This is a genomic window from Metabacillus sp. KH_069 (assembly GCF_057838075.1).
In genome coordinates this window covers 2,362,996-2,388,948 of record NZ_CM174460.1, presented here as the reverse complement: position 1 = coordinate 2,388,948, position 25,953 = coordinate 2,362,996, and the positions used below count along the sequence as shown (strand labels likewise).

Below are 25,953 nucleotides of genomic sequence, written 5' to 3'. Positions count from 1 at the left end.
ATTTGAACATCCTTTCTTGCCAGGATGACTGTTATTTTCTTGGTGGGGCTTTTATCGCTGCATGTGTGATTCTAATTTTCAGTGAATGATTGAAAGGCTGGGTCTTCAGCCTTTTTTTAGTGAAACTTATGAATATAAGAGGATCCTTGAACTAAACATTTATTCTGAAAATAAGCCATGGCCTTTTCTTTTGCAGCACCCATCGATAAAATAAGAGATGAGTTTTAAATCTGCCTTAAGGTGTGGTACTTATTTTTATTCTTTTTGTTGTTATGGGTCTGCTGATTGGGATTTTATCCGGATTTTTTGGTGTTGGCGGCGGTTTTATTTTGACGCCTGTCCTGCTCCTGATGAATACAGAGCCAATCACAGCCATAACAATCAGTTTATTATATACAATAGGAACATCGCTTTCGGGGATGTTTGCACATCTTAAAATGAAAAACGTGAGATGGAAAGAAGCTTTCATTATTGGTATGAGCGGGATGGCAGCAACACAGGCAGCCAATCCTTTCGTTTATTACTTAAATCAACATGGTTATGATGATGCTGTGATTCCTCTGGCATACATTCTCCTGTTGAGTTATTTTGGCTGGAGCCTGCTATTTAGGAAGAAAACGAAGAACAGTAATGGAAAGCCAATTAAGAAATGGGCAATTGTTCTTTTAATTTTTACCGGGGCAATAGGTGGATTTATCTCAACCCTGCTTGGTGTCGGAGGCGGGTTTATCATCGTGCCGCTGTTGATATGGTTATCCGGTTTTCATCCTAAGGATGCAATCGGGACAAGTCTTCTAAGTGTTTTATTTATTGTCAGCATAGGCTTTATTACATACTTTATAAAATCTCCGATCGATTTATCGACTGGCGCTTTTCTGATTGCAGGAGGTCTTGCAGGGGCTCAGGCCGGAGCTTATATGACAGACAAATTTGAACATGCAGAAATGAAATTGCTTCTGGGGCTGCTGTATTTTTTCACAGCAATAAGCGTAGGAATGAAACTGATTGGGTTTGAGGTATTGGGAATGGTCATTCTGTTTCTTTTTATAGGATTATTATACTTAAAAATGGCAGCGTCCATTATCACCCGCCGAAAAAAAATCCGTTCTAATTGAGCGGATTTTTTATATAAGCAAAACTGGGATTTGCATTTCTGACTGCTAATCAAACCTTTCCCTCACAACAACACCATCTACAGCTAGTCTTTTTACGTTCTTATAATCATATTTATTGTGTATGCCCCAAATATACAGAGTCAGCTTCGCCCTTTTGGCCTGCTGATAAAAATAAAGATTCAGGCACCGTTTATGCAGAGTGATAAAATCAATTTCAGCACCTAGCTCGTTTAACTGATGATAGGGAATTGGATAGGAAATGACAAGTCCTTTGTGTATTTGCGGCAGCAATGTGTTTAAAAGCATGATGCTCTTTAGTTCAGTGGATTGTATAGAGAGCGAAGAAAATTCGCGGGGAGAGTAGGCGTTTAAAATCGAATCAGTTAAGACTTTTTCAATGCCTGGATATAAAGAGGGGCGTTTTAAATCAATCAGCAGATGATGATGATTCTTATATTTTATAAAAACCTCTTCGAGCGTAGGGATTTGCTCACCTGCAAACGATTCGTTATACCACAAGCCAGCATCAAGATTCTTTAGCTCTTTCAGCGTCAGATCTGCTATTTTTTCATCAAGACCTGCTGTTCTTTTGAGGGAGAGGTCGTGCATCACGATTAAATGTTTGTCCTTGCTCATTTGAACATCAAGCTCAATCATATCAAATCCTTCACGTGCTGCCCTATCAAACGATGACATCGTATTTTCGGGGGCCTGCGATGACAGTCCTCTGTGTGCAATCAGGAGATTTGTGCCTGCGGCTTGTGAATCAGCAGCCAGGGCATAATGGACAATAAAAGAAAGAAAAAAGATGAGGGTCACGAGATATCTCAGTTAAATCACCCTTTCTGACTGGAACTGAGTCTTTTATCCTACTATATGCCATTAATGTACAAAGCGTTTATGTGAATGTTTCTGCGCCTTTTTGAAAATATAAAAGGGTGACAACTTTTTTTATAAAGGAGGAACTTCTATGGCGCATAAACATCAAAATAGTGCTGAGCAAAAGGCAAAAAAACAGCCTGCAAAGCATCAGGAAGAGTTTTCAGCTGAGATTGCTCATAAAGCAAAGCCGGCTCCTGGACATAAAGAACAAAAAAAACATAAAAAAATCTAGGGATGCAGCGGGGGAGGAGAAACATTGAAAAATATTGCCCTTTTTCTTTTTCTTTTTATATTTTTCGCTGTACTTTACCGGATGGATGGCGTACAGATGCTGGATAATTCGGTTGTAAGAGGTGCAGAAGAATTTCGCACTGACGCGTTTACTTCTTTTTTTATCACCGTCAGTGATATTGGTTCGATAAAAGTGGAATACCCCCTCATGATAATCGCATCCCTTTTTCTTTTGTTTTTCAGAAAATTTTTGCCTGTTTTCTTTTTATGGGGCACATTTTATTCCATTCGTTTTATCAATGTTGAGCTGAAAGATTTTTTTCACCGTGAAAGGCCATCGTTTGATGCCGTTATTCATGCCGCTCATTACAGCTTTCCAAGCGGTCATGCGATGAATTCAACGGCATTTTATGGCTTTCTTTGTTATTTAATCCTTGAGAGCACTTCTGCAAAGGACCGCAAAAGAAAATGGTGGATCAGTATGACTGCAGTTCTTGTCGGATTAATCGGAACAAGCAGGATTTACCTTGGCGTTCACTACTTATTTGATATATTAGCGGGGTTTTCTGCAGGAATGGTATGGCTTCTTATCCTAATAAAAATGTATGAAACGATAAATGCTAAAATTGACAAAACTAGACGAGCTTAGAGAAGGAAATTTGCTTTTTTCCCTCTAATACATATGGGTGATGACTAGAAGTGGGATTTTACATGGTGTTAAGTCTTTTGGCAGCAAAAAAAATGTGTCATATGAAGCAAGGTGTGGTCAAAGTTAATATAAGCTATTATCCGGCGGCTGGAAGAAAATGAACAGGATTCATCTCCGATGAAGAAAGGCAGCGATCTGACATCGCTGCCTTTCTTTAGTTTAAAGGTTATGGCCAGGCCCATTTTTACGTTTGGCTGAAGTTTCTTCTTTGCCGTGTGCATTTTCCTCTGCTTCAATTGCTTCTGGCGGTATATGATTGTTCTTTTTCTGTCCATTGATGCGATTGCGGTGTTTTTTGCCCAAAAGTAATCCCTCCTTGTCCATTCTATTTTTCACATAATGAGCGATTTTCACTACAGTAAATAAATTTCATGTATAGGATGCTCGATAAATCGGAAATGTAGAAGGAGAAATGATTTTTAAGCGAAGATTATGGTATATTGAAAAAGCACCTTTTTATACATATAACTGGAGGTATGAACAATGAGTGTTCACATAGGAGCAAAACCAAATGAAATCGCAGAATCCATTTTATTGCCTGGAGATCCGCTTCGTGCTAAATATATAGCAGAAACGTTTTTAGAAGATGCAGTATGCTATAACGAAGTACGCGGCATGCTCGGATTTACTGGAACTTATAAAGGCCATCGCATCTCTGTACAGGGTACAGGAATGGGTGTTCCATCCATCGCCATTTATGTTAATGAACTTATGCAAAGCTATAATGTTCAAAAATTAATCCGCGTTGGAACATGCGGTGCGATTCAGCAGGATGTTAAAGTAAGAGATGTGATTCTTGCAATGAGTGCATCAACCGATTCTCAAATGAACAGACTGACTTTCGGCGGAGTAGATTATGCACCGACAGCAGATTTTGAATTGCTGAAGCATGCATATGATGCCGGAACTGAAAAAGGGTTAAAATTAAAAGTCGGCAACGTCTTTACAGCAGATATGTTCTATAATGACAATTCCGAGCTTGAAAAATGGGCGAAATACGGTGTTCTTGCAATCGAAATGGAGTCAGCAGCACTTTATACTCTTGCAGCTAAATTCGGCCGCCAGGCATTATCCGTGCTGACAGTAAGCGATCACATTTTAACTGGCGAAGAAACAACATCTGAAGAGCGTCAAACGACGTTTAATGAGATGATGGAGATTGCTTTAGAGGCAGCTATTAAATAAAAAGACTGTGCTGGAAAGTGAAAAATCCAAAAGCTGACTTTTTCTGAAGAATGATCATAACAAAGTTTAAGAAAAGAGCACAAAAGAAGCGCGCGAAAATTTTTTCGTGCGTTTTCTCTTTTTTTCGACAAGATCTGCCACAATTGACAGATATAGTTTTTCTCATTTTAGGCAATAGTGATAAAATGAAGGTATGAAAGACATACAGGCAGGTAGGGTGAACTAATTTTGAACTTTAAAAAAGCAACTGTAACGACTATTATCCCAATGGCACTTTTCCTTTCGGCATGTTCGGGAATTCAGCTGTCAAAGGATCTTAATCCATTTAAAGAAGGGCAATCTGAAACTCAGCAGGAAAAACAGAGCCCAGTGGAAGAACCTAAAGAAGAAACTGCTCAATTTCAATTAGACGAGCAATTTTTCAACAAAATTCAAGAAGTAAATGGAAAGCCGACGATTAAGAATCCCGAGAATCGAATGGTGCTCGTGAATAAGGAATACTCTCTTCCTTCAACATATGAGCCTGCTGACCTTGTATCTCCAAAGGTTGAGTTTTCATTCGGAGATACGGATGTTCCTCAGCGATACATTCGCAAAGAAGCAGCCATTGCTCTTGAAAAGATGTTTGCACAGGCGACAAAAGAAGGCATTGAGCTATTTGCCGTTTCCGGCTATAGATCATATGAACGCCAAAGCGGGATTCTAAATGTTGAGAAAGCACGAAAAGGTGATGAAGTGGCACTTGAAACAGTCGCACTTCCGGGTCAAAGCGAGCATCAGACAGGACTTGCTATGGATGTTACAAGCAGAAGCGCAGGTATGGACATCACCGAAAAATTCGGGGATACGCCTGAAGGGAAATGGGTGAAAGAGAATGCCCATAAATTCGGCTTTATTATCCGCTATCAAAAAGGAAAAGAAGACATTACTCAGTTTGCTTACGAACCATGGCATTTGCGCTATGTAGGAGTAAATGAAGCTGCTGAAATCTATGAAAACGATCTGACGCTCGAAGAATTTTTTGATAAAGTGAAGAAAATTTAATGAATCACCCTGATCTTGATCTGTTGAGACCTGATCTGGATGTAATCTTTATCGGATTTAATCCGAGTTTATATTCGGCAGAAGTCATGCACCATTATGCTAGTAAAAGCAATCGTTTTTGGAGAATTCTTTATCAGGCAGGAATAACGGACAGGCTATATATGCCCAGTGAAGATGGGGAGCTGCTTGAAAAAGGATTTGGTTTTACAAATATCGTCCACCGGCCAACGAAAGCTGCTGCTGAAATAACAGCTGAAGAATATCAGACAGGCAAAAAAGAGCTTTTGAACAAGCTTTTGTTCTATCAGCCAAAAATAGCCTGCTTTGTCGGAAAAGGTGTTTACTTATCGTATAGCGGAAAAAAGAAAGCAGATTGGGGCCTTCAGCCTGACTCGATTGCGCGGGGCGTCATGGAATTCACAGCTCCTTCTTCAAGCGGTCTGGTGAGAATGAAGCAGGATGAAATCGTTGGCATCTACAAGGAATTAACAAAATTACTAAAAGAAAAGCAGTCTCTCAAATGAAGAGAGCCTGCTTTTTTGTCATTTAATTTTCTACCAGAAAAGCAAACCGCCTAAAACGATGCCTGTTACAAACGCAAGCCCGATTCCATATGGAGCTCCATAGCCGTATCCGCCGCCATAAAATCCTATGCCGTAACCGCCGCGTCCGCGTCCTCCTAAAGGCTGGATGAAGACCCGTTGTCTAGTAACATTCGTGATTCTGCCAACATGCTGATTTCCAAATCGGTCACTGATGCGGACAACTTTTCCATGATACTGACAGCAAAGGTTATAATAATTTTGAGACAAATGTTTTTCCTCCCTTCAACCTGCTTCTTCATAAACTATGAAAAAAAGGAGAGAAGGGTTTGTACGAATACCCCGATTGGCTCTATTTCATACACCTGAAAATGCGGAATTGAACAGTTTGTTGATAGTCTTCCCGCAATTTTTCATGCTCAGCAAGCATATCAAAGTACACGGAATCCAGATTTTCTGACATATCAAATTCTGTTGTTGGTTCATCTTCTTCTATTATATAGTCATGTTCTGTGCGGACTTCAATTTTTTGAAAGCCTGCTGTTTCAAATGCAGACTTCCACTCCTGTTCATTATATAGATGATGAAATCCGTAAAATGACTGGATCTTTTCTTTTAATTTGCGGTTTGGCTGGTCTGCTCTTGTTACTTCAATCGAAAGCAGAACGCCGTTATCCTTCAGTACACGGTTCAGTTCTCTTAATGACTCAGCAGAATTTGTAAAGCTTAATACAGATTCACAAAAAATGAAATCAAATTGTTTGTCTTTAAATGGAAGCTTCTCTAATGATCCTTGAACAAGGCACGTATCTTCTTTTAATCTGTTTTTGGCTTTTAATAGCATAATGGGATCAATATCTATACCAGTCACATCATAATTCAGCGATTTCAGAAACTGCATCGTTTGTCCAGTGCCGCAGCCAGCATCAAGAATGGATGCTGATGCAGGAATCATTTCAAGCTGGATCATTTCTTTTGTCAGCACAAAGCCTCCGGGATGGGCGCCTCCAACTCCAAGTTGTGCCAGTAAATCAAGATAGCCAGGCATTTGCATGAACTCCTTTCAAACTAAATTATGCTGATTCTGCATATCCGGTGAAGCGGGATACTCTGATTTGTCCGGAAATCTAAACAAGAAAGAGATATAATAAAAACAGGAAGAATGGTTTCCGCATAATAGTAAATACTGTTTGAGGGAACCTGTGATTCGCTGAATTCTTAGTTGCTTAGGAATTGATAAAAGCCCGGCGGTTTGATCCTCGGTCAGAACGTATCCGCCTTTGTTCTTGACGTTTTTGTGTTCGTTAATCATAATGATTACATAATGAGGGTGGTGTTAAATTGTTTAAAAATAACAATGTGAAATTTCTGTTTGCAATCCTTTTAACTGCCATCATTAGCGCAGGTATAACGTTTGCGGTCGTTCAGAAAGACAGCGGCCTGAGTCAGGCAGAGGGGAAAAGCGATGACCCCTTTGAAAAGCTTTATTCTACATACGACACGCTTAAAGGCGAATTTTATCAGGATACAAATCAGGAAAAACTAGTAGACGGTGCAATTAAAGGAATGCTTCAATCTTTGGATGATCCATATTCAACTTATATGGACCAAGAGGAAGCAAAGGGTTTCAATGAGAATATTTCATCTTCTTTTGAAGGAATTGGTGCTGAGGTTCAGGAATCTGATGGGAAAATTATGATCGTGTCTCCCATTAAAGGTTCACCGGCTGAAAAAGCTGGATTAAAGCCAAAAGACAAGATTTTGAAAGTTGATGACAAAAGCGTTGAAGGCATGACGGTAAATGAAGCTGTTATGCTGATTCGCGGAGAAAAAGGCTCAAAGGTTCAGCTTGTTATTGAACGAGACGGTGTGGGAGAGCTTGATTTTAATCTGACAAGAGATACCATTCCTCTGGAGACTGTTTATACAGAGGTTGAAAACGGTATAGGCAAGGTCCAGATTACGAAGTTTTCAGAAACGACCGGAAAAGAACTTGCTGATGCTTTAAACGAGCTGAATGAGAAGGAAGTTAAGGGGCTTGTGCTTGATTTGAGACAAAATCCCGGCGGTCTGCTTGATCAGGCGATTGCAATGAGTGATATTTTCGTCCCTAAAGGAAAAACCATCATGCAAATTGAAAACAAAGATGGCTCAAAAGAAGTTCAAAAATCTCAAAATGATTCAGCAGTGAATGTTCCGGTTGTCGTTGTTGTAGATAATGGAACCGCAAGTGCTGCTGAAATTATGGCCGGTGCTTTGCATCAATCAGCAGGTATTCCAATTGTCGGTGAAAAAACGTTTGGAAAAGGGACAATCCAAACAGCAAAAAGCTTTGAGGACGGATCCTCAATTAAATATACGATTGCGAAATGGCTGACGCCAGACGGAACATGGATTCATAAAAAAGGAATCGAGCCGCAGTATAAAGCTTCACTCCCGGCATACGCAAATCTTCCATATTTAAATCCGGAAAAAGAATTAAAACAGGGAGATTCATCGGCTGAAGTAAAAGTTGCTCAGCAAATGCTGCAGGCTTTAGGATATAAAAATGTAAAAACAGATGGATTTTATGAAGAAACAACAAAACAGGCTGTCACAGAATTCCAAACAAAAAACAGCCTGAAGACGACTGGAACAATCAGCGGAGAAACAACAATCAAAATGCTTGAAACACTCCAGGCGCAGCTGAAAGAAAATGATACTCAGATGGAAGAAGCCATCAAAAGATTGAATGAACAGATGTAGAGAATAGCTTTTAATAGGGGCTGTCCATAAAGTCATTTTACTGACTCAGTGGACAGCCCCTTCTTTTGGGATATTGCCCTATTAAAAGTATTAGCACAAAGGAGAGTGACGCCATTTTTTAAGTTTTGAATCGTAAAAAGTGGCAGCACTAAGGAGACAGACGTAAGTTTTTAAACTTTAAATCGTTAAAAGAGTCAGCACTACTAAGACTGACGCTACTTTAAACAGTCTCTCTTATGCCTTTATTTTAAAGATTTATTGGACAACTCATTTTTCCATAATAAGGAGTTTTTTCTTTTCTATGGAGGGTATAGTAATAATGGAAATTAACCTGTTATAAGTTGACATTCGATTTGGGACAACTTATAATTAATTTGAATTCGAGATATATTGATTAAAGATAGTTGTTTTCGAAAAAAGTACATTACACGAGGAGAGATCGGAATGTCAAATGTAAAATTAGCTGTCATTTACTACAGTTCTACAGGCACGAACCACAAGCTTGCAGCTTGGGCTGAAGCTGGAGCAAAAGAAGCTGGCGCCGAGGTAAAAGTTCTTAAAGTTCCTGAACTTGCCCCACAATCTGCGATTGAATCAAATCCTGCATGGAAAGCACACCTTGAAGCAACGAAAGATGTTCCTGAAGTGACATTAAATGATTTGGAATGGGCAGACGCCATCATTTTCAGCGTCCCGACTCGATTTGGCAATGTTCCTGCACAAATGAAGCAGTTTCTTGATACTACCGGAGGCTTGTGGTTCCAAGGGAAACTTGCGAATAAAGTAGTGAGTGCCATGGCTTCGGCAAGCAATCCGCACGGCGGACAGGAAGCAACTATCTTAAGCTTATACACAACGATGTATCACTGGGGAGCGATTGTAGCCGCACCAGGCTACACGGATCAATCTCTATTTGAAGCAGGAGGAAATCCTTACGGTACTTCTGTCACAGTTGATCAGGACGGAAATTTAAAAGAAAATGTTGAAGCCGCAGTCAAGCATCAGGCTAAACGGACTGTTACGATTGCAGAATCCATTAAAAAAGGCATGCAATAAAAAATAATAAAGGGGTTTGGCTTATAAGCCAAACCTTTTGATTTAAAACAGGAGCGATCAAGCATGAAACACATTTTTGAAAAAGGCAAAAACCGAAATCGTACATTACTGCTGCTGCATGGAACAGGAGGGGATGAAAATGATCTCATTCCGCTTGCTAAGCATATTGATGCAGAAGCCAATATTTTAAGTGTAAGGGGAAACGTTCTTGAACATGGAATGCCCCGCTTTTTCAAAAGATTGGCGGAGGGTGTATTTGATGAAGAAGATCTGATTTTCAGAACAGGTGAATTAAATGACTTTTTAAAGGAAGCGGCTGAAAGGTATTCCTTTGACCGCTCAGAACTGGTTGCAATTGGCTATTCTAATGGTGCAAATATCGCAGGAAGCCTGCTTTTCCATTATGAAAACTCTTTGAAAGCAGCCATTCTTCATCATCCGATGGTGCCGAGAAGAAATATTGAAATTCCCGCGTTAAGCGGAACACCCATCTTTATCGGAGCAGGCATGAACGATCCCATTTGCCAGGCTCAGGAAACGCATGATCTTGCTGATATCCTGAAAGCAGCGGGTGGGGAAGTAGTCATCCACTGGGAAAATCACGGACATCAGCTCACCTCATCAGAAGTAGAGGCTGCATCTGCCTGGTACAATGAGAAATTAAAGTGAAGTCTGCAGCAAAAAGGAGCGCCGATTAGGCGCTCCTTTTTGCTGCAGTTGGTTATGGGGTTCCGCTTTTCGTGGTATCTAGCTCCACCTCCCAGCTCCTCGGCCAGAACGGCTCCGTCTGTCGAAGCGGTCGGTTCCGCTTTTCTGATTACTGTGCAGTATACCCGCCATCTAGCAATACTGCTTGGCCTGTTACACCTTTGGCTTTTTCGCTGGCCAGGAAGACAGCGTAGTCAGCAATTTCATCAACTGAGAGAAGGCGCTTTTGCGGTACGAGAGGGTAGATGACCTCTTCGAGCACTTTTTCAAGGTCTACATTTCTTGTTTTAGCAAGATCCTGTAATTGGTTGCGCACAAGCGGTGTGTCAACGTAGCCGGGGCATAGGGCATTAACGGTAATTCCGTCAGCTGCTCCTTCAAGAGCTGAAACCTTTGTTAAGCCGATGACGCCATGTTTAGCAGAGTTATAAGCTGCTTTTCCTGCAAAACCAATAACGCCATTGATGGAAGCCATATTGATGATGCGGCCGTATTTTTGTTTTTTCATGTGAGGAAATACATGTTTTGTAGCAAGGAATGGAGCTGTCAGCATGATCTTAATTAGAAGTTCAAATTTTTCTGTCGGGAATTCTTCAATAGGAGAAACATATTGAAGGCCAGCATTATTAATCAAGATATGAAACTCTCCGAAATGAGCAATTGTATCATCAATTGCTTTTTTGATTTCTTCTTCACTTGTTACGTCGCATTTCAGTCCGAGTGTTTCATAGCCTTTTTGTGCAAGCTGGTCAGCTGCTTTTTTTACGCCTTCTTCATTTACATCAGTAAGAACAACTTTTGCTCCATTTTCTGCAAAGCGTTCACCTACTTCATAACCTATACCTTGTGCTGCTCCTGTGATAAAAACGACTTTATCTTTTAACATAATAAAATCTCCTTTTTCGTTTTAATAAATGCCAAGTGATGCGAGGACGATGGCTGCAATGACGGCGATAATCGGAATGATCAGACCGACTACAGCAACGTCTAAGTATGTTTGTTTATGCTTAAGTCCCGTTACAGCAAGAAGGGTGAGCAGTGCCCCGTTATGCGGCAGAATCGATGCCCCTGAGGCAACTGCTGCTACACGATGAAAGGCTTCAGGAGATATTCCTGTGCTTTTTGCCAGTTCCATATATTGACCTCCGAGTGCTTCTAATGCAATTCCCATACCGCCTGAAGCTGATCCAGTGATGCTTGCCAAAAGCTGAACGGCGATCGCTTCTGAGATAAGGGGATTGCCTTTTACACCCAATATTAAATCTGTAAGCTGTTCGAAGCTCGGCACAGCGGTTACAACCGCTCCAAAACCAACGGCAGCACTCGTATTGACGATTGCCATAACGGATCCTGCTGCTCCGCCGTTAATCGATTTGATGAACGTTTTAAACTTGTTAATGCTAAGCAGCATGATAGAGAGTATTCCAATAACCAGAGCCAGCAGAATATCAAGCTTAAACACATTCAAAACGACAACAACAACGATAAGAGGGATAATTGACAAATACGCATTCGGCAGAGTAGAAGGATCGATGTCCTTTACTTCATCGCCGCCTTTGGGCTCAGTGAACTTTTCACCTTTGCTATGTAATTTCTTTCCCCGCCAAGCGAGATAAAAGTAGCCTCCGACGGCCATAATCAATCCTGAGACAATTCCCATAACAGGACCGGCAGTTGGGGTCGTCCCAAAATAGTCCGTTGGAATAATATTTTGAATCTGCGGAGTACCGGGAAGTGCCGTCATTGTAAATGTAAAAGCACCCAGTACAATTGTAGCTGGAATCAGGTTTCGCGATACATCTGCAGACCTGAAAAGGGCAATCGCAAGCGGATAGATCGCAAATACAACGACGAATAGGCTTACTCCGCCATATGTAAGGACTGCCGCTCCAGCTAGAACACCCAGAACCGCACGCTTTTTCCCGATAAACTGGGTAATTTTAAATGCAACCGATTGCGCCATTCCCGTTTCTTCCATCAGTTTTCCGAAGATTGCTCCAAGAAGGAAGATCGGAAACCATTTCAGAGTGAACTCAACAAATCCTGTCATATACGTTTCTGTATAAGCCGGAAGAAGTTCAATGCCCTCAAGCGCTGCTACAATTAGAGCGATGAGAGGGGCAATCCAGATGATGGACCAGCCAAGATAGGCAAGCGCCATCAGTAAAACTAAACCGATAATGATGTTTATCATGCTGCTTAAGCTCCTTTAGTAGATTTACCTAGGCTTAATTTCCCCTAAAGAAACTAAATAAAACAAAAACCGGCAAAGTTTTTCCTTTGCCGGTTTAAAAATTATAAGAATGTGCTCAATTCATCGATGCTGATGCGAGAGCTTTGGTGTGCAGGTTTTGCCGCTTTTCCGATTGTGATAAGCATAACTGGAACAAAACGATCTTCAATTTTAAATGTTTCAGATAATTGCTGAGCATTAAAACCGCCGATAGCACAAGTATCGTAGCCTTTAGCTTTTGCTGTAAGCATTAACTGCATAGCTGCAAGAGATGCATTGCTGAAAGCAGCATCGCGTGCGTATACAGGATTTTGATAAGCGCCGTTGATTTGGCCTGCAAGAGTGTCTTTGATTTCTGCTTTCATAAAACCTGCTTCTACAAGCGGATTATAAACTTGGTCTGTATTTTTGTTTGCTTCAAGATCCCCTAAAATAGCAACTACCGCTGACGCTTCAGTAATTTGGCTTTGGTTATAAGCAATAGGGAGAAGTCTTTCTTTAGACTCGTCACTGTGGAAAACCATGAAGTTCCAGTGCTGCAGGTTCCATGCAGATGGAGCCTTGCCTGTAAACTCAAGAATTTCTTTGAGTTCACCCTTGCTTATTTTTGCAGATGGATCATATTTGCGCACAGAGCTGCGTTCAGACATAATAGATAAGATACTTTCAGAAGTAGCTGTTGACATTGTGAAAACCTCCATTGTTGAATATCGTTTACAAATAAGGTATAATATACAAAAAGTTACAGACTAACTTTTCGTAAGTTAAATGATTGACTTTTGTTATCATAAAATGATTAAGATTATATGTCAAGAAAAAGACTGTAAAGGAGATTCAGGATGGAATCTAATTTATGTCCCAAAATGGAAAAAGCATTCGGGTTTTTAGGGAAAAGATGGACGGGCTTAATCATCCATGTCATGTTAGACGGACCTAAGCGATTTAAGGATTTAACAGATACCATTCCTAGTATTAGCCAAAAAATGCTTGTGGAACGATTGAAAGAATTGGAATCAGCCGGTATTGTTCAGCGGGTTGTCATTCCTGATACACCAGTAAAGGTTACGTATCAGCTGACCGAAATGGGCCACTCATTAGAAAAAGTGATGATAGAAGTGAAAGAATGGGCAGATCGCTATTGCTTTGAGGAGGGGAAAAAGCAATGAACCGGACAGTCATTATTACAGGCGGAGCAAACGGAATCGGCGAAGAATTGGTCAGACAGTATGCTGCAGCCGGTGATGCCGTTATTTTCGCAGATATTGATGCAAAAAAGGGTAAAAGCATAGAAAGCAGCACTGAAAATGCACATTTTGTGCAAACAGATGTAAAAAATGTTCATGAAATTGAACAGTTGATAAAAGAAGCTGTACGTTTGACTGGAACCATTGATATCTTAATAAATAATGCAGGTGTATCTGGGTTTAAATCTCCTTATGAGCTAACTTTAGAAAACTGGGATCATGTCATAAACACAAATTTAAGAAGCACATTCTTTTGTTCAAAAGAGGCAGCAAAAGTGATGAGAAAGAATACTGCCGGCGGTTTTATTGTCAATATCGCTTCCACACGGGCATCGATGTCAGAACCGGGAACAGAGGCATATGCCGCAACTAAAGGCGGCATCGTTGCGCTTACCCATTCGCTTGCCGTTTCTTTAAGCGAAGACAGGATTAAGGTTAACAGCATTTCCCCTGGGTGGATCGAAACAAAGGATTACGAGAACCTCAGACAAATCGATCACGATCAGCACCTTTCAAAACGGGTCGGCAAACCGGCTGATATTGCCAAAGCATGTTTTTATTTAACAGATCCCGAAAATGATTTTGTAACAGGTACGGATATAGTTGTAGACGGCGGGATGACAAGAAAGATGATATATGAACATTAAGGAAGGACTGCTGATGAGCAGTCTTTTTTTATTTTGGCTCTTTCGTAAACATTGTGTGAAAGGCGTTTACAACATTCAGAACGTGAACAGTTACCATAGCCGACTCAAACGCTGGATTAACTGCTGCAACGGCGTAGCAACCAAGCATCTTAATTACTTGGCTTGGCTTCTCTGCTTAGACAGCAAGGAATATGAGAACAAACCGTCGAATAAGAAAAATATGTTGGTCGCCTGTTGTCTGTTTACTTTAAATGAAATAAACAGTAAAATTCGCGAACGGCTTCTTATTGATGGATTAATCGGTAAAATTATATAATTTAATGAGTTCTGGAGGGAGATGTATTATGCAAAAGGCAATCGTAATTTATTATTTGACCGATAAGAAGAATAACTTAAGTGATTTAAATCAGCTTTTGCAAGAGGGATGGAAGGTTGTCTCTCAGAGTGCTATGTCAGGTGCAGGTGGTGGTGGAGCAGTTTATTCACTTGTTATATTAGAGAAAGATTAGTAAACAACGCATCGGAATTCCTTGCCACTAACGGGAAACGATCGTTTAATTAACCGCCTTTTCAAAGGGCGGTTTTCTTTTTGGGAAACAACATTATGCGAAAACATCCTTGTTTTAAAATAAAAATACTGGGCTGGACATAGGGTTTAGAAAAGTTTTTACCATAGAAGTTGGGAGGTTTTTCTCAATTTCTAATTTATCTGCGATTCAACAACGAAAAGCCAGCAATCCGTGAACAGGCTATCACTTTATGCAAATCTCCAATCATTTCGTTTGAATACATTTCACCCGGGTAAAGAAAGAATAAATAACCCTGAAAGGAATGAGTCTGAAATGCCTTGGACAAAACAAGATTACCCAAGTTCAATGAAAAACCTTCCTGATGAAACCCGTGAAAAAGCAATTGAGATCGGCAATGCCCTGCTTGATGATGGTTATGAAGAGGGACGGGCCATTCCGATTGCGGTTTCACAGGCGGAAAAATGGGCTGACAATGATTCGGAAAAAGATGAATATCTCCTGGTGGCTGATGACGATGGATGGATGCTGAAAAAAGACGGAAACAAGCGAGCCAGTTACCGTTTTGATACGAAACAAGAGGCGCTTGAAAAAGGAAGAGAGCTTGTGAAGCAAAATAACTGTACCTTGGTCGTTCATCTGAAGGACGGGTCAGTCGAAACCAAAATAAACGGATAGGGGGAATGCTTTTTCATTAAATTGATTATCCCTGAGATATTCGCCCACTCCAAAACTTTTTAGGTGAATACCCTTATAAGGTAAGTGAAATATGGAGGAGGGGAATGCATGTACCCGCACTATGCAGCACGAGGCTACCGCAGCGCAGGAAATAGAGGACCTTTCTTTTTCGGATTTGGAGCTCCGCTTGTAGGAGGATTGTTGGGAGGGTTCCTTGGAAGTGCGCTTTTTAACTATCCAAGACCTTATTATTATCCGCCGCCACCGCCGCCGTCTCCTTTTTATGGAGGCTACCCAGGACCTGGACCGGGCGGATATCCTGGTTATCCGGGAGGACCATATCCGGGAGGGCCGTATTAAGAAGAACATTAGAGTATGCATAATCATAAAAACAATGGACCAGAGCAGGCTCTCTGGTCCATTGTTTTTATATACGAATTTGCTCATTGTTTTTTACTCGTGTGTTATTTCAATTTCCGAAATTTGCAGATCTTCATTTTTTTGCAGTTTAATTTCAAGAATCCCATTCCGGTAAGATGCTTTTGTTCCTTTTCGTTTAACAAGAGTGGGCAGAACAAGTTTTTTTTGTTCACCTATTGATGGGTAGTCTAAGATGAAAAGTTGATTGCTGCTGTGCTGTATGCGGAGATTTTTCAGCTGTTCATCTGAAGCCTGTACTTTAATGAAGATGTGGTCATTCGTTTCGAATAACTCTGTACTTGTTTGCGCCTGTTTGCTGCTTTGCACCATATTGCCGGGCATATTTCCCGGCATGCTGCCCTGAAAGGGAAACTGCTGAGGAAAGCCCTCGCCGAAAACATTTCCCATGATATTTTGAATGTAATCCTCCACATTTTTTGGATTCATATTTTTAAAAGCATCAGGCATTTGCCCGGATTGATTAAATGGAAAGTCTTTTTTCCAGGGAAACATGAATGTTCACGCCCTTTTTTACAGGTATACTTCACTATATGTAAAAGGATGGGTCATGGTTAAGTTTTTTTTCTTGTAGAAGTCCTTGTATCGGGCTTATAATGAGCATGGAGTTTTGAAAAGGAAGGTGCTGTAAAATGGAGCAAAGAAATATAGATACATATCGCACAGGCCTGATGCATACAGCACTAGCCTATTTTTTATGGGGGATCCTTCCGGTTTATTGGAAGCTTATCGATCATGTCGGGGCTGAAGAAATTCTGGCGCACCGTGTATTTTGGTCGTTTCTCTTCATGATGGGGCTGATTCAGCTCAATAAACAATGGGCGCAGCTGCTGGAAGTCTGCAAGAGAATGATAAAAAAACCTCTTCTTCTGTTTTCACTTATTCTATCATCCGTACTGATCAGCATTAACTGGTTCTTATACATTTGGGCCGTAAATAATAATCACATCCTTGAAACGAGCTTAGGGTATTATATTAACCCTTTAATCAGTGTTCTCCTTGGTATGGTGTTTTTGAAAGAACGACTTAATAAATGGCAATATGCTTCATTTATTCTTGCTGCGGCTGGTGTTCTTTTCATGACCATGCAATATGGGAAGTTTCCATTTGTAGCAATCATACTCGCACTGAGCTTTGGTTTTTACGGCTTAACGAAAAAAGTAACGAAATTAAATGCTTCAATCGGACTTACACTTGAGACCATGATGGTCATGCCTGTTGCCCTGATTTATTTAATCACGATTGCAAATAAAGGGGAGTCTGCATTTTTTGACTGGAGTTTAGGTACGAATGCATTCTTAATTGGAGCGGGAATCGTGACGGCGGTTCCATTGCTGCTCTTTGCAAAAGGAGCACAGCATATTCCACTATTCATGGTTGGCATTCTGCAATATATCGCACCAACCATCACGCTTTTACTTGGAGTTTTAATTTATGAAGAATCATTTACAAGCACTGAAATTATTACGTTTTCGTTAATTTGGAGTGCACTTGCGCTCTTTTCATTTTCACATGTAAGAGGAATGAAGGAACATGCATGGAAGCTGAAGAAGAAGAAAACAATGGAGATGTAAAACAGCCTGCCCTGTGCAAGGCTTTTTTCTTTCATTGATATGATTTTTCAGTATACAATAAGAAAGTCAGGAAAGGAATGATGACAGGAGATGACGGAGAACCGCGAGCTTTTAGAGGTATACCGGAAGCTTTGGTCAAATCGGCAGCTTGAGGTCAATGATGATGATATGCAGACACTTCTCGGCGCCATTAAAGTTGAACTGCAGGATGAAATGACCCATCCTCGCCTGCGGAAAAATACAGAGCAGAAGTTTTTTTCAGCAATAAAACGGATTTCCATGGCAAGCCTTGGCGATCAGGAAAAGCTGACCCTGATTGACCTGCATATAAAAGTGTATGAAGAAATCAGAGAATCTACATAAAAAGGAGCAGAAAGATGGTCCCCATTACGAAAGATGACATTCAAAAACATTTAGACGTTCTGGTGAACAAGGAAGTATATGTTCACCTCGAAACAACGACAGGCGCTTACTCTGCCCATATGAATGAAAATAATATGACAGTCGTGGCATTTATCAGAAATGCAAAGGTTTCTTTTGACCAGGCTAAGATCACCGGACAGGGTCCTTACCGTGTAGGTCTTAAAATTGATCATGGCTGGATTTATGCAGAAGGACTGACAGACTGGGTATACAATGAAAATAATCAGCTGCTGATGGCAGGGCATGACCGTGAAGGAAAGCTTGCCATTGCTCTTCAAATCAGCGAGACTCCGTTTGCAGAGTAGAAAGGGAGAATGAAAATGAGAGAAAATGTATTAGTCGTTTTGCCTCACCCGGATGACGAGTCATTTGGAGTCGGAGGTTTAATGTCATTAAAACGCAAAGAAGGGATTCCTGTTACATATGCCTGTGCAACACTTGGCCAAATGGGAAGAAACATGGGAAATCCGCTATTTGCAAACCGGGAGATCCTGCCTGAAATCCGCAAAAAAGAACTTAGAGATGCATGTGATGCACTTGATGTTCAGGATTTAAGAATGCTTGGCCTGCGCGACAAAACCCTTGAATTTGAAGATATCGACAGATTTGCTGATATAATAGAAGAAATTATTCAAGAAGTGAAGCCGACTCTTGTTGTTACGTTTTACCCTGGTCACGGCGTACATCCTGATCATGATGCAACAGGCGCTGCAGCCATTCGCGCATTAAGCAGAATGCCGCTTGAAGAGCGTCCTTTGACTTACTGCGTTGCTATTACGAGAAATCGTGTAGAAGTGCTTGGCGAGCATGATGTCACGATTGATATCTCAAGTGTTGCCGAAATGAAGTTAAATGCTTTGCGCGCTCATCGCAGCCAGACAGAAGGCATGCTTAAACAAATGGAAGAAAAGTTTAAGAATAAAGATCCTGAAGTCATGCATTGGGTGGAGCAGGAGATTTTCTGGACGTATAAATGGAATGATGAATAAAAAAGATGATCTCGTTACTTCGAGATCATCTTTTTCTATGTTCCGTCCTTATCCTTGTTTATCACTTAGTGTATAAACCTTATTTTGAATAATCCACAGCCTTGTAGACAATGCTGCAGCGGCAGCGGCAAGACCTGCAATTAAGCCGATCCAGTAGCCGAAAGCCATGAAAGACGTATTGTTTGCGAGCCAGTAACCCGTTGGAAGACCGATGACCCAGTATGAAACAAGCGCCATCACCAGGGTGACATTCACATCTTTGTAGCCCCGCAGTGCTCCTTGTATCGGAGCGGCTATTGCATCTGACAGCTGGAAGAAAATCGCATAGATCAAAAACTGAGCCGAGAGTTTTATGACAATGCCTTCGTTCGTATAGATCGCTGCAATTTCACTTCTTAAGAAATAGATTACCGCTGCGGTTATAAGCGACAGAATAACAGCCATGACAATTCCGAGATAACTGTACTGCTTCGCATCTCTGTACCGTTTAGCGCCCACTTCAAAACCGACGACAATTGTCAGCGCCATTGAAATGCTCAGCGGAAGCATGTACAGAAGAGAGGCAAAATTGATGGCGATTTGATGGGAGGCAATCGTGACCGTGTCATAATTGCTCATCAATAAGGTAACAGCTGCAAAAATACTGGTTTCAAAGAAAATGGCAATCCCTATTGGAATCCCGATTTTTAAGAGACTGATCCATGCTTTTGCAGAAGCACGGTACAGTTTCTTGAAAATGCCGTAGTGCACAAAAGGGTGCTTTTTCGCGATGACAAAAGCGGAAATCAGAAAAATGCTCCAGTATGTAATGGTTGAAGCAACACCAGCTCCTATACCGCCCAGAGCCGGAAAACCGAACTTTCCAAAGATAAATAGATAATTGAATACAACATTGATCGGCAGAGATAATAAAGTGATCATCATGGAGACTCTCGTAAACCCGAGCGCATCTATGAAACACCGCAATACATTATAAGCAAAGAGCGGCAGAATGCCAAAAGCCAAAGCAGCCAGATAAAGCTTAGCCGTCTCTCTGACATGATCCTCGAGTGTCATTGTGTTTAAAATAGGGTCAATGACAAAAATTCCGATTACTCCAACGATAATGGACAGTAAAACGGAAAGGTACAGACCTTGAATGACCGTAAAAGGAATTTTCTCCTTCTGTTTTGCACCCACAAATTGGGAAACAATCGGTGTTACGGCAAGCAGGATGCCGCTTAGTCCGGTATAGACAGGAACCCAGATGCTTGATCCAATTGCAACGCCTGCAAGATCTCCAGGGCTGACTTTTCCTGACATGGTCGTATCAAAGAAATTCATTGAGTAAAGTGCGAGCTGTGTAATCAAAATCGGCAAAAGGATGAGAGAAAATTGCTTGCCTTTCTCCCAAATAGTGAAGGTTTGATTCATGTTAAATATCCTCGATTTCGTAGAGTAACGAAAGAATTATAACATGAAAAATAGAACTCGTGACTATTTCGACTTCTCTTCAAGCTCTTTTTTCTCGGGTTTAAACATTTGATAATAAAAATAACTTAAGATCATTACACCCATACCAGAAAAAAGATATTGAAAGATTTTAACTGTTGTCATGACGCAAACCTCCGTTTTGTAAGCAGCTTGGTCAAGACTGCTGTTTTTTTATTTTAGTATGAACCCTAAATGGAAAATTATTGCATGGAATGCGGAGATTTTTCAAACAATAAGAAAAACGGTGAAACATGGCGGAGAGGAGCAGTACGTTTTGGAACACGAATTAATCGATCCGATAAAAAAACATATTTATGACCAGCTGGGAAACATCATTGAAGAATCTAGGCAGCTGATGAACTCTCTTCATGAGAAAGACCATTGCCTGCTTTGTGAGCTGGAAGACCTGCATAAAATTTTTCAGCAGCTTCAGTCGCAAGCATCATCCTTTTATTTGCAGTCTTATTTATCTGAATACACTCCGCATTATGCCGTGCTATCCAGAGTCATTCAGCAGCTGTCTGATCATAAACACGGCGGTTTAATAGTGATAGAAAGAAAAGATCCACTTATCTCTTTTCTTCAAAACGGCGTGCCGATAGATGCTTATTTATCGGCGTCATTGCTTGAAAGTATTTTTTATCCGGGGAATCCGCTTCATGATGGAGCCGTACTCGTATCAGGAACAAAAATCATTTCAGCAGCAAATGTACTTCCGCTTTCAACGAAGACCGCAGATGCTAAGGTAGGAACTAGACATCGGGCTGCACTTGGCATTACAGAATCAACAGATGCGATTGCGCTTGTAGTATCGGAAGAAACAGGGAAGATGTCATTTGCGATAAATGGCGGTCTGTATCCATTCAGCTCTGAATAAATGCTTTTCATATTTAAAAAAATCCTTTATAATGTAGTTTTTACTTTATGAGCTATGCCTTCATGATTTGCTTCAGCCATCAGCATGATAAGACAGCGCTCTTCTAGTTATGAGGAGGAAGAACAAATGCAAGACAAGAAAAACCTACATTCGTTTTTAAACTCGTTTTTCCGATTAGATGAACGGAAAACAACCGTAAAAACGGAATTTATTGCTGCTCTGACAACATTTATGACTGTCAGCTACATCATCCTTGTCAACCCGATTATCTTATCTGAAGCCGGGATGCCTAAGGAAGCAGCGCTTGCCGGCACCATTTTAGCCATCGTGATCACGACACTTTTAATGGGGTTATGGGCAAACCTGCCGATTGTCATTGGTCCAGGCATGGGGTTAAATGCCTTTTTTACATATACGGTTGTCCTCGGTCAGGGATTATCATGGGAAACGGCTCTCGGGGCCGTATTTATCTCGGGTTTTGTTTTCTTTCTATTATCTGTCACAGGAGTCAGTTCAAAAGTAGTCTCTGCTATTCCTAAAACATTAAAAGCATCCATTACAGCAGGAATCGGATTATTTGTAGCATTTATTGGCCTGAAAAACGGGGGCATCATTGTTCCTGATGAAGCTACATATGTGGCACTCGGAAATATTGCCGATCAGGGAACATGGCTTGCGCTTGCAGGGCTGATCCTTGCTGCGGTGCTTGTATCCAGAAATATCAGAGGCGGCCTGATCTTAAGCATCTTTGTCATTACTGCACTGTCTATGCTGATCGGCCACTCTCCTGTGCCTAAATCAGCAGGGGATATACTGTCCTTTGACTGGCCTTCTGTTGAATTAACATTTATGAAGCTTGATATTATGGCTGCCATCGGATACGGTATTTTCTCAGTTATCTTCTCATTTACGATCGTAGAATTATTCGATACATTGGCTACCTTGATCGGTTTAACAAAAAAAGCGAATTTGAATGATGAAAATGGCGAAACACCTAACATGAAACGCGCATTGACGACCGGAGCGCTAGGCACAATGATCAGTGCGGTGTTTGGAAGTACAGCGATGAATACTTACATTGAAAATGCGACCGGAATCGCAGAAGGAGGAAGGACAGGCTTAAAAGCAGTATTTGCTGCTCTGCTGTTTTTGCTCACGCTTTTGTTTACACCTCTGATTCAATTCATCCCTAACGCTGCGACAGCACCTGTCTTAATTATCATTGGAGCCTTTATGATGACAGAATTGAAGGAGGTTCATTTTGATGATTTAACCGAATTAATACCTGCCTTCTTAACACTCATTATGATGCCATTAACGTTCAGCATTGCAGAAGGGGTGGCATTTGGTTTTATCTCTTACACATTATTAAAGGTTTTTACCGGCAGAACAAAAGAACTTCATTGGATGATGTATGTCATTACAGCAGCCTTTTTGATTAATTTTTATACGATGATTTGACCGGCCCTATTAGGGCTTTTTTTGTTTAAAAAAAGTTTCGCTAGTCGAAATAAATACTGGGATGCTATAGTAGATATAGTAAAATAACAGAAAACGGAGATATCACCATGTGGAAAAATAAAAACGTCTGGATTGTGCTGAGCGGTGAATTTATTGCCGGTCTTGGTTTATGGTTTGGCATTATTGGAAACCTGGAATTTATGCAGAAAAACGTACCATCTGATTTTATGAAATCTCTTATTTTATTTATTGGGCTGCTCGCGGGGGTGCTTGTCGGGCCGCTTGCGGGGAGAATGATTGACAGCTGCTCAAAAAAAACTGTGCTTATATATTCAGGGCTTGGAAGAATGCTCAGCGTCATCTTTATGTTTATGGCGATACAATTTGATTCTCTTTTCTTTATGATCCTGTTTATGATCAGCATTCAATTATCTGCAGCCTTTTATTTTCCTGCTCTACAGGCAGTGATTCCGATTATTGTAAAAGACAATGATCTGATACAGATGAACGGGGTGCACATGAATGTTGCGACTATGGCAAGAGTCATCGGCACAGCACTTGCCGGCGCGCTTTTAGTCTTTATGAGTCTGACCTCTATTTATGCCCTGTCGATGGCTGCATACGCCGTTCTTTTTGGTGCTACTTTTCTGCTTGATTTTAAAGAAGAGAAGAGAGAGCAGTCAAAATCAGGGAAGTCCGGCAGCTTTAAAGAAGTCCTTCCCGTATTAAAAGCGACGCCTATCGCCATTACAGCTCTAGTCCTGACAATCATTCCGGTTTTGTTCATCGGAGGATTTAATCTGATGGTGATAAACATAAGCGAGCTTCAGGACAGCTCGTCCATTAAAGGGCTCCTTTATACAGTAGAAGGCATAGCGTTTATGATCGGCGCTTTTTTTGTCAAAAAAATAACCCACCGGTTTTCATCCGTTCACATGCTGTTTGCGTTTGCTCTAATCATTTCAATCGCACATCTAAGCTTATTTTTCAGTGATATCATGTGGATGTCGCTCATCTCATTTGGATTGTTCGGACTTGGGGTAGGCTGCTTTTTTCCGATTGTTTCGACCATTTTCCAAACAAAGATCCCAAAAGAATATCACGGCCGTTTCTTCTCGTTTAGAAATATGCTTGACCGGGTGATGTTCCAGGTTGTTCTCCTCGGAACGGGTCTGTTCCTTGATACAATCGGCCTGCAGTTCATGGTGCTTATCTTTGGAACATTATCGCTCTTGATGGTCGTCATCTACGGAATGAAATATTTTCAAAAAACAGAAGTAGGCAGTTTAAGTGAAAGCAAGTAAAAGAGAGGGGGAACCCTCTCTTTTTTGTATATCTATAAGGCTGTTTTCTTCCGAATCCTTATCTGTCTGCCTGCGTTAAACGGGCGATTCCACTTTTCTATTTGTCTAGCTCCACCTCCTAGCCCCTCGGCCAGAACGGATCCGCCAGCAAAGGCAAAAAGCGCCTTCACCGGCGGATCCTTATCTGTCTGTCGGGTCTGAACAGTCGGTTCCGCATTTCTACTTCTCCCTGCATTTCTTACAGACTGTAAGCTTCTTCCCATCCGCCTGCAGGTTAGGGTAGAGCAGTTTGATTCTCTCTGTTCCGCAAATTGGACAAGTGCCGCGGGCTCTTGATGCCATTTTGTATAATGTCTTTCCCCGATTTCTCTTCGCCATTTTAAACACCCTGTTTCTTTTTTATTACTATATGAAATTCAGCTTGGATATGCTATCTCAAAAATCGGCCAAAAATGACTAATGCTGTCAATTCTTGCAAGAAAATCGGGATAGTAAGAGAGAAAATTAGCTATTTTAGTAAGAATATAGTGCTATTTTTAGAAATTTGTAGTAATTAATGCCCTAATCTATTAAAATAATCATGTAAGAAAAAAGGAGGTACTTAGCGAACAATGAAACAGAAAATTATTGGGTTAACTGCTTCAGCAGTCATCGGTTCCGGCTTGCTTGGATCCAAGCTTCTGCAGACAGCATAACCGTTAAAAAAGGCGATTCGTTATGGAAGTTGTCACGCGAGTATAAAACATCAGTCCAAACTATTAAAATGACAAACAAGCTTTCTAAAGATATGATTTTTCCAGGACAAGTCCTGAAGATATCCGGAACTGCTGAAAAACCCGCATCAAGTGTTCAAAAATCTGCTGCTCCCGCTAAAACCTCTGTCTCTACATACAAAGTGAAATCAGGCGATTCCCTCTGGGTCATTGCAAGAAACCATAATGTATCAGTGAATGAGCTTAAGAGTTTAAACGGACTGAAGTCAGATTTGATCCGTCCAGGGCAGACTTTAAAAGTAAGCAAGAGTGCTGTACAAGCGCCAGCCGCAGCTGCTCCGAAACCAGCTGCCAGTAAGACTGCTTCAGCAACCTATAAAGTACAGCTTGGTGATTATCTTGGAAAGATCGCAAATCAATTCGATCTTACCGTTCCTGAATTAAAAGCAATGAACAATCTTAAATCAGATGTGATTTACGCTGGCCAGGTCCTTAAAGTGAAAGGTTCAAGCCAAGCTGCGCCTAGTAAGGTGGAAGAAACAAAGCCATCTGCAAACAGTAAAATTGACACGATGATTGCTGAAGCCAAGAAACATGTTGGAGTTCCATACCGCTGGGCTGGAAATACTCCTTCTGGATTTGACTGCAGCGGATTCATGTACTATGTACTGAACAAAGTGACGTCTGTCTCCCGTCTAAGCACTGCTGGATATTGGGACATTATGACGTCAGTCAGCTCTCCGCAAAAAGGTGACTTCGTTTATTTCACTACATACAAGGCAGGCCCGTCTCATATGGGAATTTATCTTGGCAATGGAGAATTTATTCATGCGAGTTCATCAGGTGTTACGATCTCTAAATTAGATAATTCTTATTGGAAAGCAAGATACCTTGGAGCGAAACGCTACTTAAAATAGAGGCTGGGACAAAAGGTTTTCAGCCAAAGAATAATCCGAACTATTATGTGAAATTCCAACTTGAATTTCGTTTTAGTTCGGATTTTTTCTTTGGCTTTTTTCATAAATATTGTTGCTACAGGACTAAATGTTAGAAACCTTAAGTGGATTGCAGCGGAAGGAACTTGACTCCTGCCGGAAATAGAGCAAAATGGGAGACCCCGCAGGCAAAGTGCACTGCCCCCTATAAATTGGACAC

31 protein-coding genes and 2 pseudogenes are annotated in these 25,953 nt (G+C 41.0%); 23 read left to right on the top strand and 10 right to left on the bottom strand.

What is annotated here, in order from left to right:
* The first annotated feature begins 242 nt into the window (after positions 1-242).
* Positions 243-1,115, top strand: coding sequence for a sulfite exporter TauE/SafE family protein (locus AC3ISE_RS11820; RefSeq protein ID WP_489221111.1), 873 nt, complete (start codon positions 243-245; stop codon positions 1,113-1,115).
* A 45-nt stretch (positions 1,116-1,160) separates the two neighbouring features.
* On the opposite strand, the gene AC3ISE_RS11815 is transcribed toward AC3ISE_RS11820, so the two are convergent.
* Positions 1,161-1,934 (bottom strand): glycerophosphodiester phosphodiesterase, encoded by a 774-nt coding sequence (locus AC3ISE_RS11815; protein ID WP_489221110.1) that lies wholly within the window; start codon positions 1,932-1,934, stop codon positions 1,161-1,163.
* Positions 1,935-2,085: 151 nt separating this feature from the next.
* Between AC3ISE_RS11815 and AC3ISE_RS11810 the strand changes: the two genes are divergently transcribed.
* Both AC3ISE_RS11810 and AC3ISE_RS11805 read left to right on the top strand, forming a co-directional pair.
* Positions 2,086-2,229, top strand: coding sequence for a hypothetical protein (locus AC3ISE_RS11810; RefSeq protein WP_154319387.1), 144 nt, complete (start codon positions 2,086-2,088; stop codon positions 2,227-2,229).
* Between the two features lie 24 nt (positions 2,230-2,253).
* Positions 2,254-2,877 (top strand): phosphatase PAP2 family protein, encoded by a 624-nt coding sequence (locus tag AC3ISE_RS11805; protein ID WP_489221109.1) that lies wholly within the window; start codon positions 2,254-2,256, stop codon positions 2,875-2,877.
* Positions 2,878-3,096: 219 nt separating this feature from the next.
* On the opposite strand, the gene AC3ISE_RS11800 is transcribed toward AC3ISE_RS11805, so the two are convergent.
* Complete coding sequence (locus AC3ISE_RS11800; protein WP_165970898.1) at positions 3,097-3,240, bottom strand: hypothetical protein; 144 nt, start codon at positions 3,238-3,240, stop codon at positions 3,097-3,099.
* Positions 3,241-3,420: 180 nt separating this feature from the next.
* Here AC3ISE_RS11800 and deoD point away from each other — a divergent pair, with 180 nt between their 5' ends.
* From deoD to AC3ISE_RS11785, 3 genes are all read left to right on the top strand, one after another.
* Positions 3,421-4,122, top strand: coding sequence for a purine-nucleoside phosphorylase (gene deoD / locus AC3ISE_RS11795; RefSeq protein WP_070875955.1), 702 nt, complete (start codon positions 3,421-3,423; stop codon positions 4,120-4,122).
* A gap of 267 nt (positions 4,123-4,389) precedes the next feature.
* Positions 4,390-5,166, top strand: a complete 777-nt coding sequence (locus AC3ISE_RS11790) for a M15 family metallopeptidase (protein ID WP_489224325.1) — start codon at positions 4,390-4,392, stop codon at positions 5,164-5,166.
* Complete coding sequence (locus AC3ISE_RS11785) at positions 5,166-5,690, top strand: mismatch-specific DNA-glycosylase (protein WP_489221108.1); 525 nt, start codon at positions 5,166-5,168, stop codon at positions 5,688-5,690. Before AC3ISE_RS11790 ends, AC3ISE_RS11785 begins: the two co-directional genes overlap by 1 nt.
* A 30-nt stretch (positions 5,691-5,720) precedes the next feature.
* Here AC3ISE_RS11785 and AC3ISE_RS11780 read toward each other — a convergent pair whose 3' ends face one another.
* Entirely contained in the window at positions 5,721-5,978 is a 258-nt protein-coding gene (locus AC3ISE_RS11780; protein ID WP_489221107.1) for a hypothetical protein, read from the bottom strand.
* Positions 5,979-6,060: 82 nt separating this feature from the next.
* Positions 6,061-6,756, bottom strand: coding sequence for a class I SAM-dependent methyltransferase (locus AC3ISE_RS11775; RefSeq protein WP_489221106.1), 696 nt, complete (start codon positions 6,754-6,756; stop codon positions 6,061-6,063).
* 293 nt (positions 6,757-7,049) lie between these two features.
* On the opposite strand from AC3ISE_RS11775, the gene AC3ISE_RS11770 reads away from it, so the two are divergent.
* From AC3ISE_RS11770 to AC3ISE_RS11760, 3 genes are all read left to right on the top strand, one after another.
* A complete protein-coding gene (locus AC3ISE_RS11770; RefSeq protein ID WP_489221105.1) occupies positions 7,050-8,453 on the top strand; it encodes a S41 family peptidase in 1,404 nt (467 codons plus the stop codon).
* Positions 8,454-8,897: 444 nt separating this feature from the next.
* Entirely contained in the window at positions 8,898-9,509 is a 612-nt protein-coding gene (gene wrbA / locus AC3ISE_RS11765) for an NAD(P)H:quinone oxidoreductase (RefSeq protein WP_489221104.1), read from the top strand.
* Positions 9,510-9,572: 63 nt separating this feature from the next.
* Positions 9,573-10,178 (top strand): alpha/beta hydrolase, encoded by a 606-nt coding sequence (locus AC3ISE_RS11760; protein ID WP_489221103.1) that lies wholly within the window; start codon positions 9,573-9,575, stop codon positions 10,176-10,178.
* 148 nt (positions 10,179-10,326) lie between these two features.
* Here AC3ISE_RS11760 and AC3ISE_RS11755 read toward each other — a convergent pair whose 3' ends face one another.
* From AC3ISE_RS11755 to AC3ISE_RS11745, 3 genes are all read right to left on the bottom strand, one after another.
* Complete coding sequence (locus tag AC3ISE_RS11755) at positions 10,327-11,103, bottom strand: 3-hydroxybutyrate dehydrogenase (protein ID WP_070875947.1); 777 nt, start codon at positions 11,101-11,103, stop codon at positions 10,327-10,329.
* A gap of 21 nt (positions 11,104-11,124) precedes the next feature.
* Entirely contained in the window at positions 11,125-12,411 is a 1,287-nt protein-coding gene (locus AC3ISE_RS11750; protein WP_489221102.1) for a GntP family permease, read from the bottom strand.
* A 101-nt stretch (positions 12,412-12,512) separates the two neighbouring features.
* The gene (locus tag AC3ISE_RS11745; protein WP_489221101.1) at positions 12,513-13,136 is read right to left on the bottom strand and encodes a nitroreductase family protein; all 624 of its coding nucleotides are present in this window, start codon (positions 13,134-13,136) and stop codon (positions 12,513-12,515) included.
* A 153-nt stretch (positions 13,137-13,289) separates the two neighbouring features.
* Here AC3ISE_RS11745 and AC3ISE_RS11740 point away from each other — a divergent pair, with 153 nt between their 5' ends.
* The 6 genes and pseudogenes from AC3ISE_RS11740 to AC3ISE_RS11715 all read left to right on the top strand — a co-directional run bounded on the left by AC3ISE_RS11740 (position 13,290) and on the right by AC3ISE_RS11715 (position 15,906).
* Positions 13,290-13,616: a winged helix-turn-helix transcriptional regulator gene (locus tag AC3ISE_RS11740; protein WP_489221100.1), complete on the top strand. Its 327-nt coding sequence runs from the start codon at positions 13,290-13,292 to the stop codon at positions 13,614-13,616.
* The gene (locus tag AC3ISE_RS11735) at positions 13,613-14,341 is read left to right on the top strand and encodes an SDR family NAD(P)-dependent oxidoreductase (protein ID WP_489221099.1); all 729 of its coding nucleotides are present in this window, start codon (positions 13,613-13,615) and stop codon (positions 14,339-14,341) included. The genes AC3ISE_RS11740 and AC3ISE_RS11735 overlap by 4 nt, the downstream gene beginning before the upstream one ends.
* A gap of 46 nt (positions 14,342-14,387) precedes the next feature.
* Positions 14,388-14,657 (top strand): annotated as a pseudogene (locus AC3ISE_RS11730) (hypothetical protein); the annotation flags it as partial.
* Between the two features lie 28 nt (positions 14,658-14,685).
* On the top strand, positions 14,686-14,850 hold the full coding sequence (locus tag AC3ISE_RS11725) for a hypothetical protein (RefSeq protein WP_489221098.1): 165 nt from the start codon (positions 14,686-14,688) through the stop codon (positions 14,848-14,850).
* Between the two features lie 333 nt (positions 14,851-15,183).
* Positions 15,184-15,546, top strand: a complete 363-nt coding sequence (locus tag AC3ISE_RS11720) for a DUF2188 domain-containing protein (RefSeq protein ID WP_489221097.1) — start codon at positions 15,184-15,186, stop codon at positions 15,544-15,546.
* 108 nt (positions 15,547-15,654) lie between these two features.
* The gene (locus AC3ISE_RS11715) at positions 15,655-15,906 is read left to right on the top strand and encodes a hypothetical protein (protein WP_489221096.1); all 252 of its coding nucleotides are present in this window, start codon (positions 15,655-15,657) and stop codon (positions 15,904-15,906) included.
* A 93-nt stretch (positions 15,907-15,999) separates the two neighbouring features.
* On the opposite strand, the gene AC3ISE_RS11710 is transcribed toward AC3ISE_RS11715, so the two are convergent.
* Positions 16,000-16,479, bottom strand: a complete 480-nt coding sequence (locus tag AC3ISE_RS11710) for a spore gernimation protein GerT (RefSeq protein WP_489221094.1) — start codon at positions 16,477-16,479, stop codon at positions 16,000-16,002.
* A 137-nt stretch (positions 16,480-16,616) separates the two neighbouring features.
* Between AC3ISE_RS11710 and rarD the strand changes: the two genes are divergently transcribed.
* From rarD to bshB2, 4 genes are all read left to right on the top strand, one after another.
* Complete coding sequence (gene rarD, locus AC3ISE_RS11705; RefSeq protein WP_489221093.1) at positions 16,617-17,558, top strand: EamA family transporter RarD; 942 nt, start codon at positions 16,617-16,619, stop codon at positions 17,556-17,558.
* 90 nt (positions 17,559-17,648) lie between these two features.
* On the top strand, positions 17,649-17,921 hold the full coding sequence (locus AC3ISE_RS11700) for a hypothetical protein (protein ID WP_489221092.1): 273 nt from the start codon (positions 17,649-17,651) through the stop codon (positions 17,919-17,921).
* Positions 17,922-17,935: 14 nt separating this feature from the next.
* Entirely contained in the window at positions 17,936-18,286 is a 351-nt protein-coding gene (locus tag AC3ISE_RS11695; protein WP_070875938.1) for a YojF family protein, read from the top strand.
* A gap of 15 nt (positions 18,287-18,301) precedes the next feature.
* A complete protein-coding gene (bshB2, locus tag AC3ISE_RS11690) occupies positions 18,302-18,970 on the top strand; it encodes a bacillithiol biosynthesis deacetylase BshB2 (protein ID WP_489221091.1) in 669 nt (222 codons plus the stop codon).
* Positions 18,971-19,018: 48 nt separating this feature from the next.
* Here the strand turns inward: bshB2 and AC3ISE_RS11685 are convergent, their stop codons facing one another.
* Positions 19,019-20,383, bottom strand: coding sequence for an MATE family efflux transporter (locus AC3ISE_RS11685; protein WP_489221090.1), 1,365 nt, complete (start codon positions 20,381-20,383; stop codon positions 19,019-19,021).
* 334 nt (positions 20,384-20,717) lie between these two features.
* Here AC3ISE_RS11685 and cdaS point away from each other — a divergent pair, with 334 nt between their 5' ends.
* From cdaS to AC3ISE_RS11670, 3 genes are all read left to right on the top strand, one after another.
* The gene (gene cdaS, locus AC3ISE_RS11680; protein WP_489221089.1) at positions 20,718-21,320 is read left to right on the top strand and encodes a sporulation-specific diadenylate cyclase CdaS; all 603 of its coding nucleotides are present in this window, start codon (positions 20,718-20,720) and stop codon (positions 21,318-21,320) included.
* A gap of 126 nt (positions 21,321-21,446) precedes the next feature.
* Positions 21,447-22,781: an NCS2 family permease gene (locus AC3ISE_RS11675; protein ID WP_489221088.1), complete on the top strand. Its 1,335-nt coding sequence runs from the start codon at positions 21,447-21,449 to the stop codon at positions 22,779-22,781.
* Positions 22,782-22,888: 107 nt separating this feature from the next.
* Positions 22,889-24,085, top strand: coding sequence for an MFS transporter (locus AC3ISE_RS11670; protein ID WP_489221086.1), 1,197 nt, complete (start codon positions 22,889-22,891; stop codon positions 24,083-24,085).
* A 219-nt stretch (positions 24,086-24,304) separates the two neighbouring features.
* On the opposite strand, the gene AC3ISE_RS11665 is transcribed toward AC3ISE_RS11670, so the two are convergent.
* A complete protein-coding gene (locus AC3ISE_RS11665) occupies positions 24,305-24,427 on the bottom strand; it encodes a hypothetical protein (protein WP_489224324.1) in 123 nt (40 codons plus the stop codon).
* Positions 24,428-24,696: 269 nt separating this feature from the next.
* Between AC3ISE_RS11665 and AC3ISE_RS11660 the strand changes: the two are divergent.
* Positions 24,697-25,715, top strand: a pseudogene (locus tag AC3ISE_RS11660) (C40 family peptidase).
* Positions 25,716-25,953 lie beyond the last annotated feature (238 nt).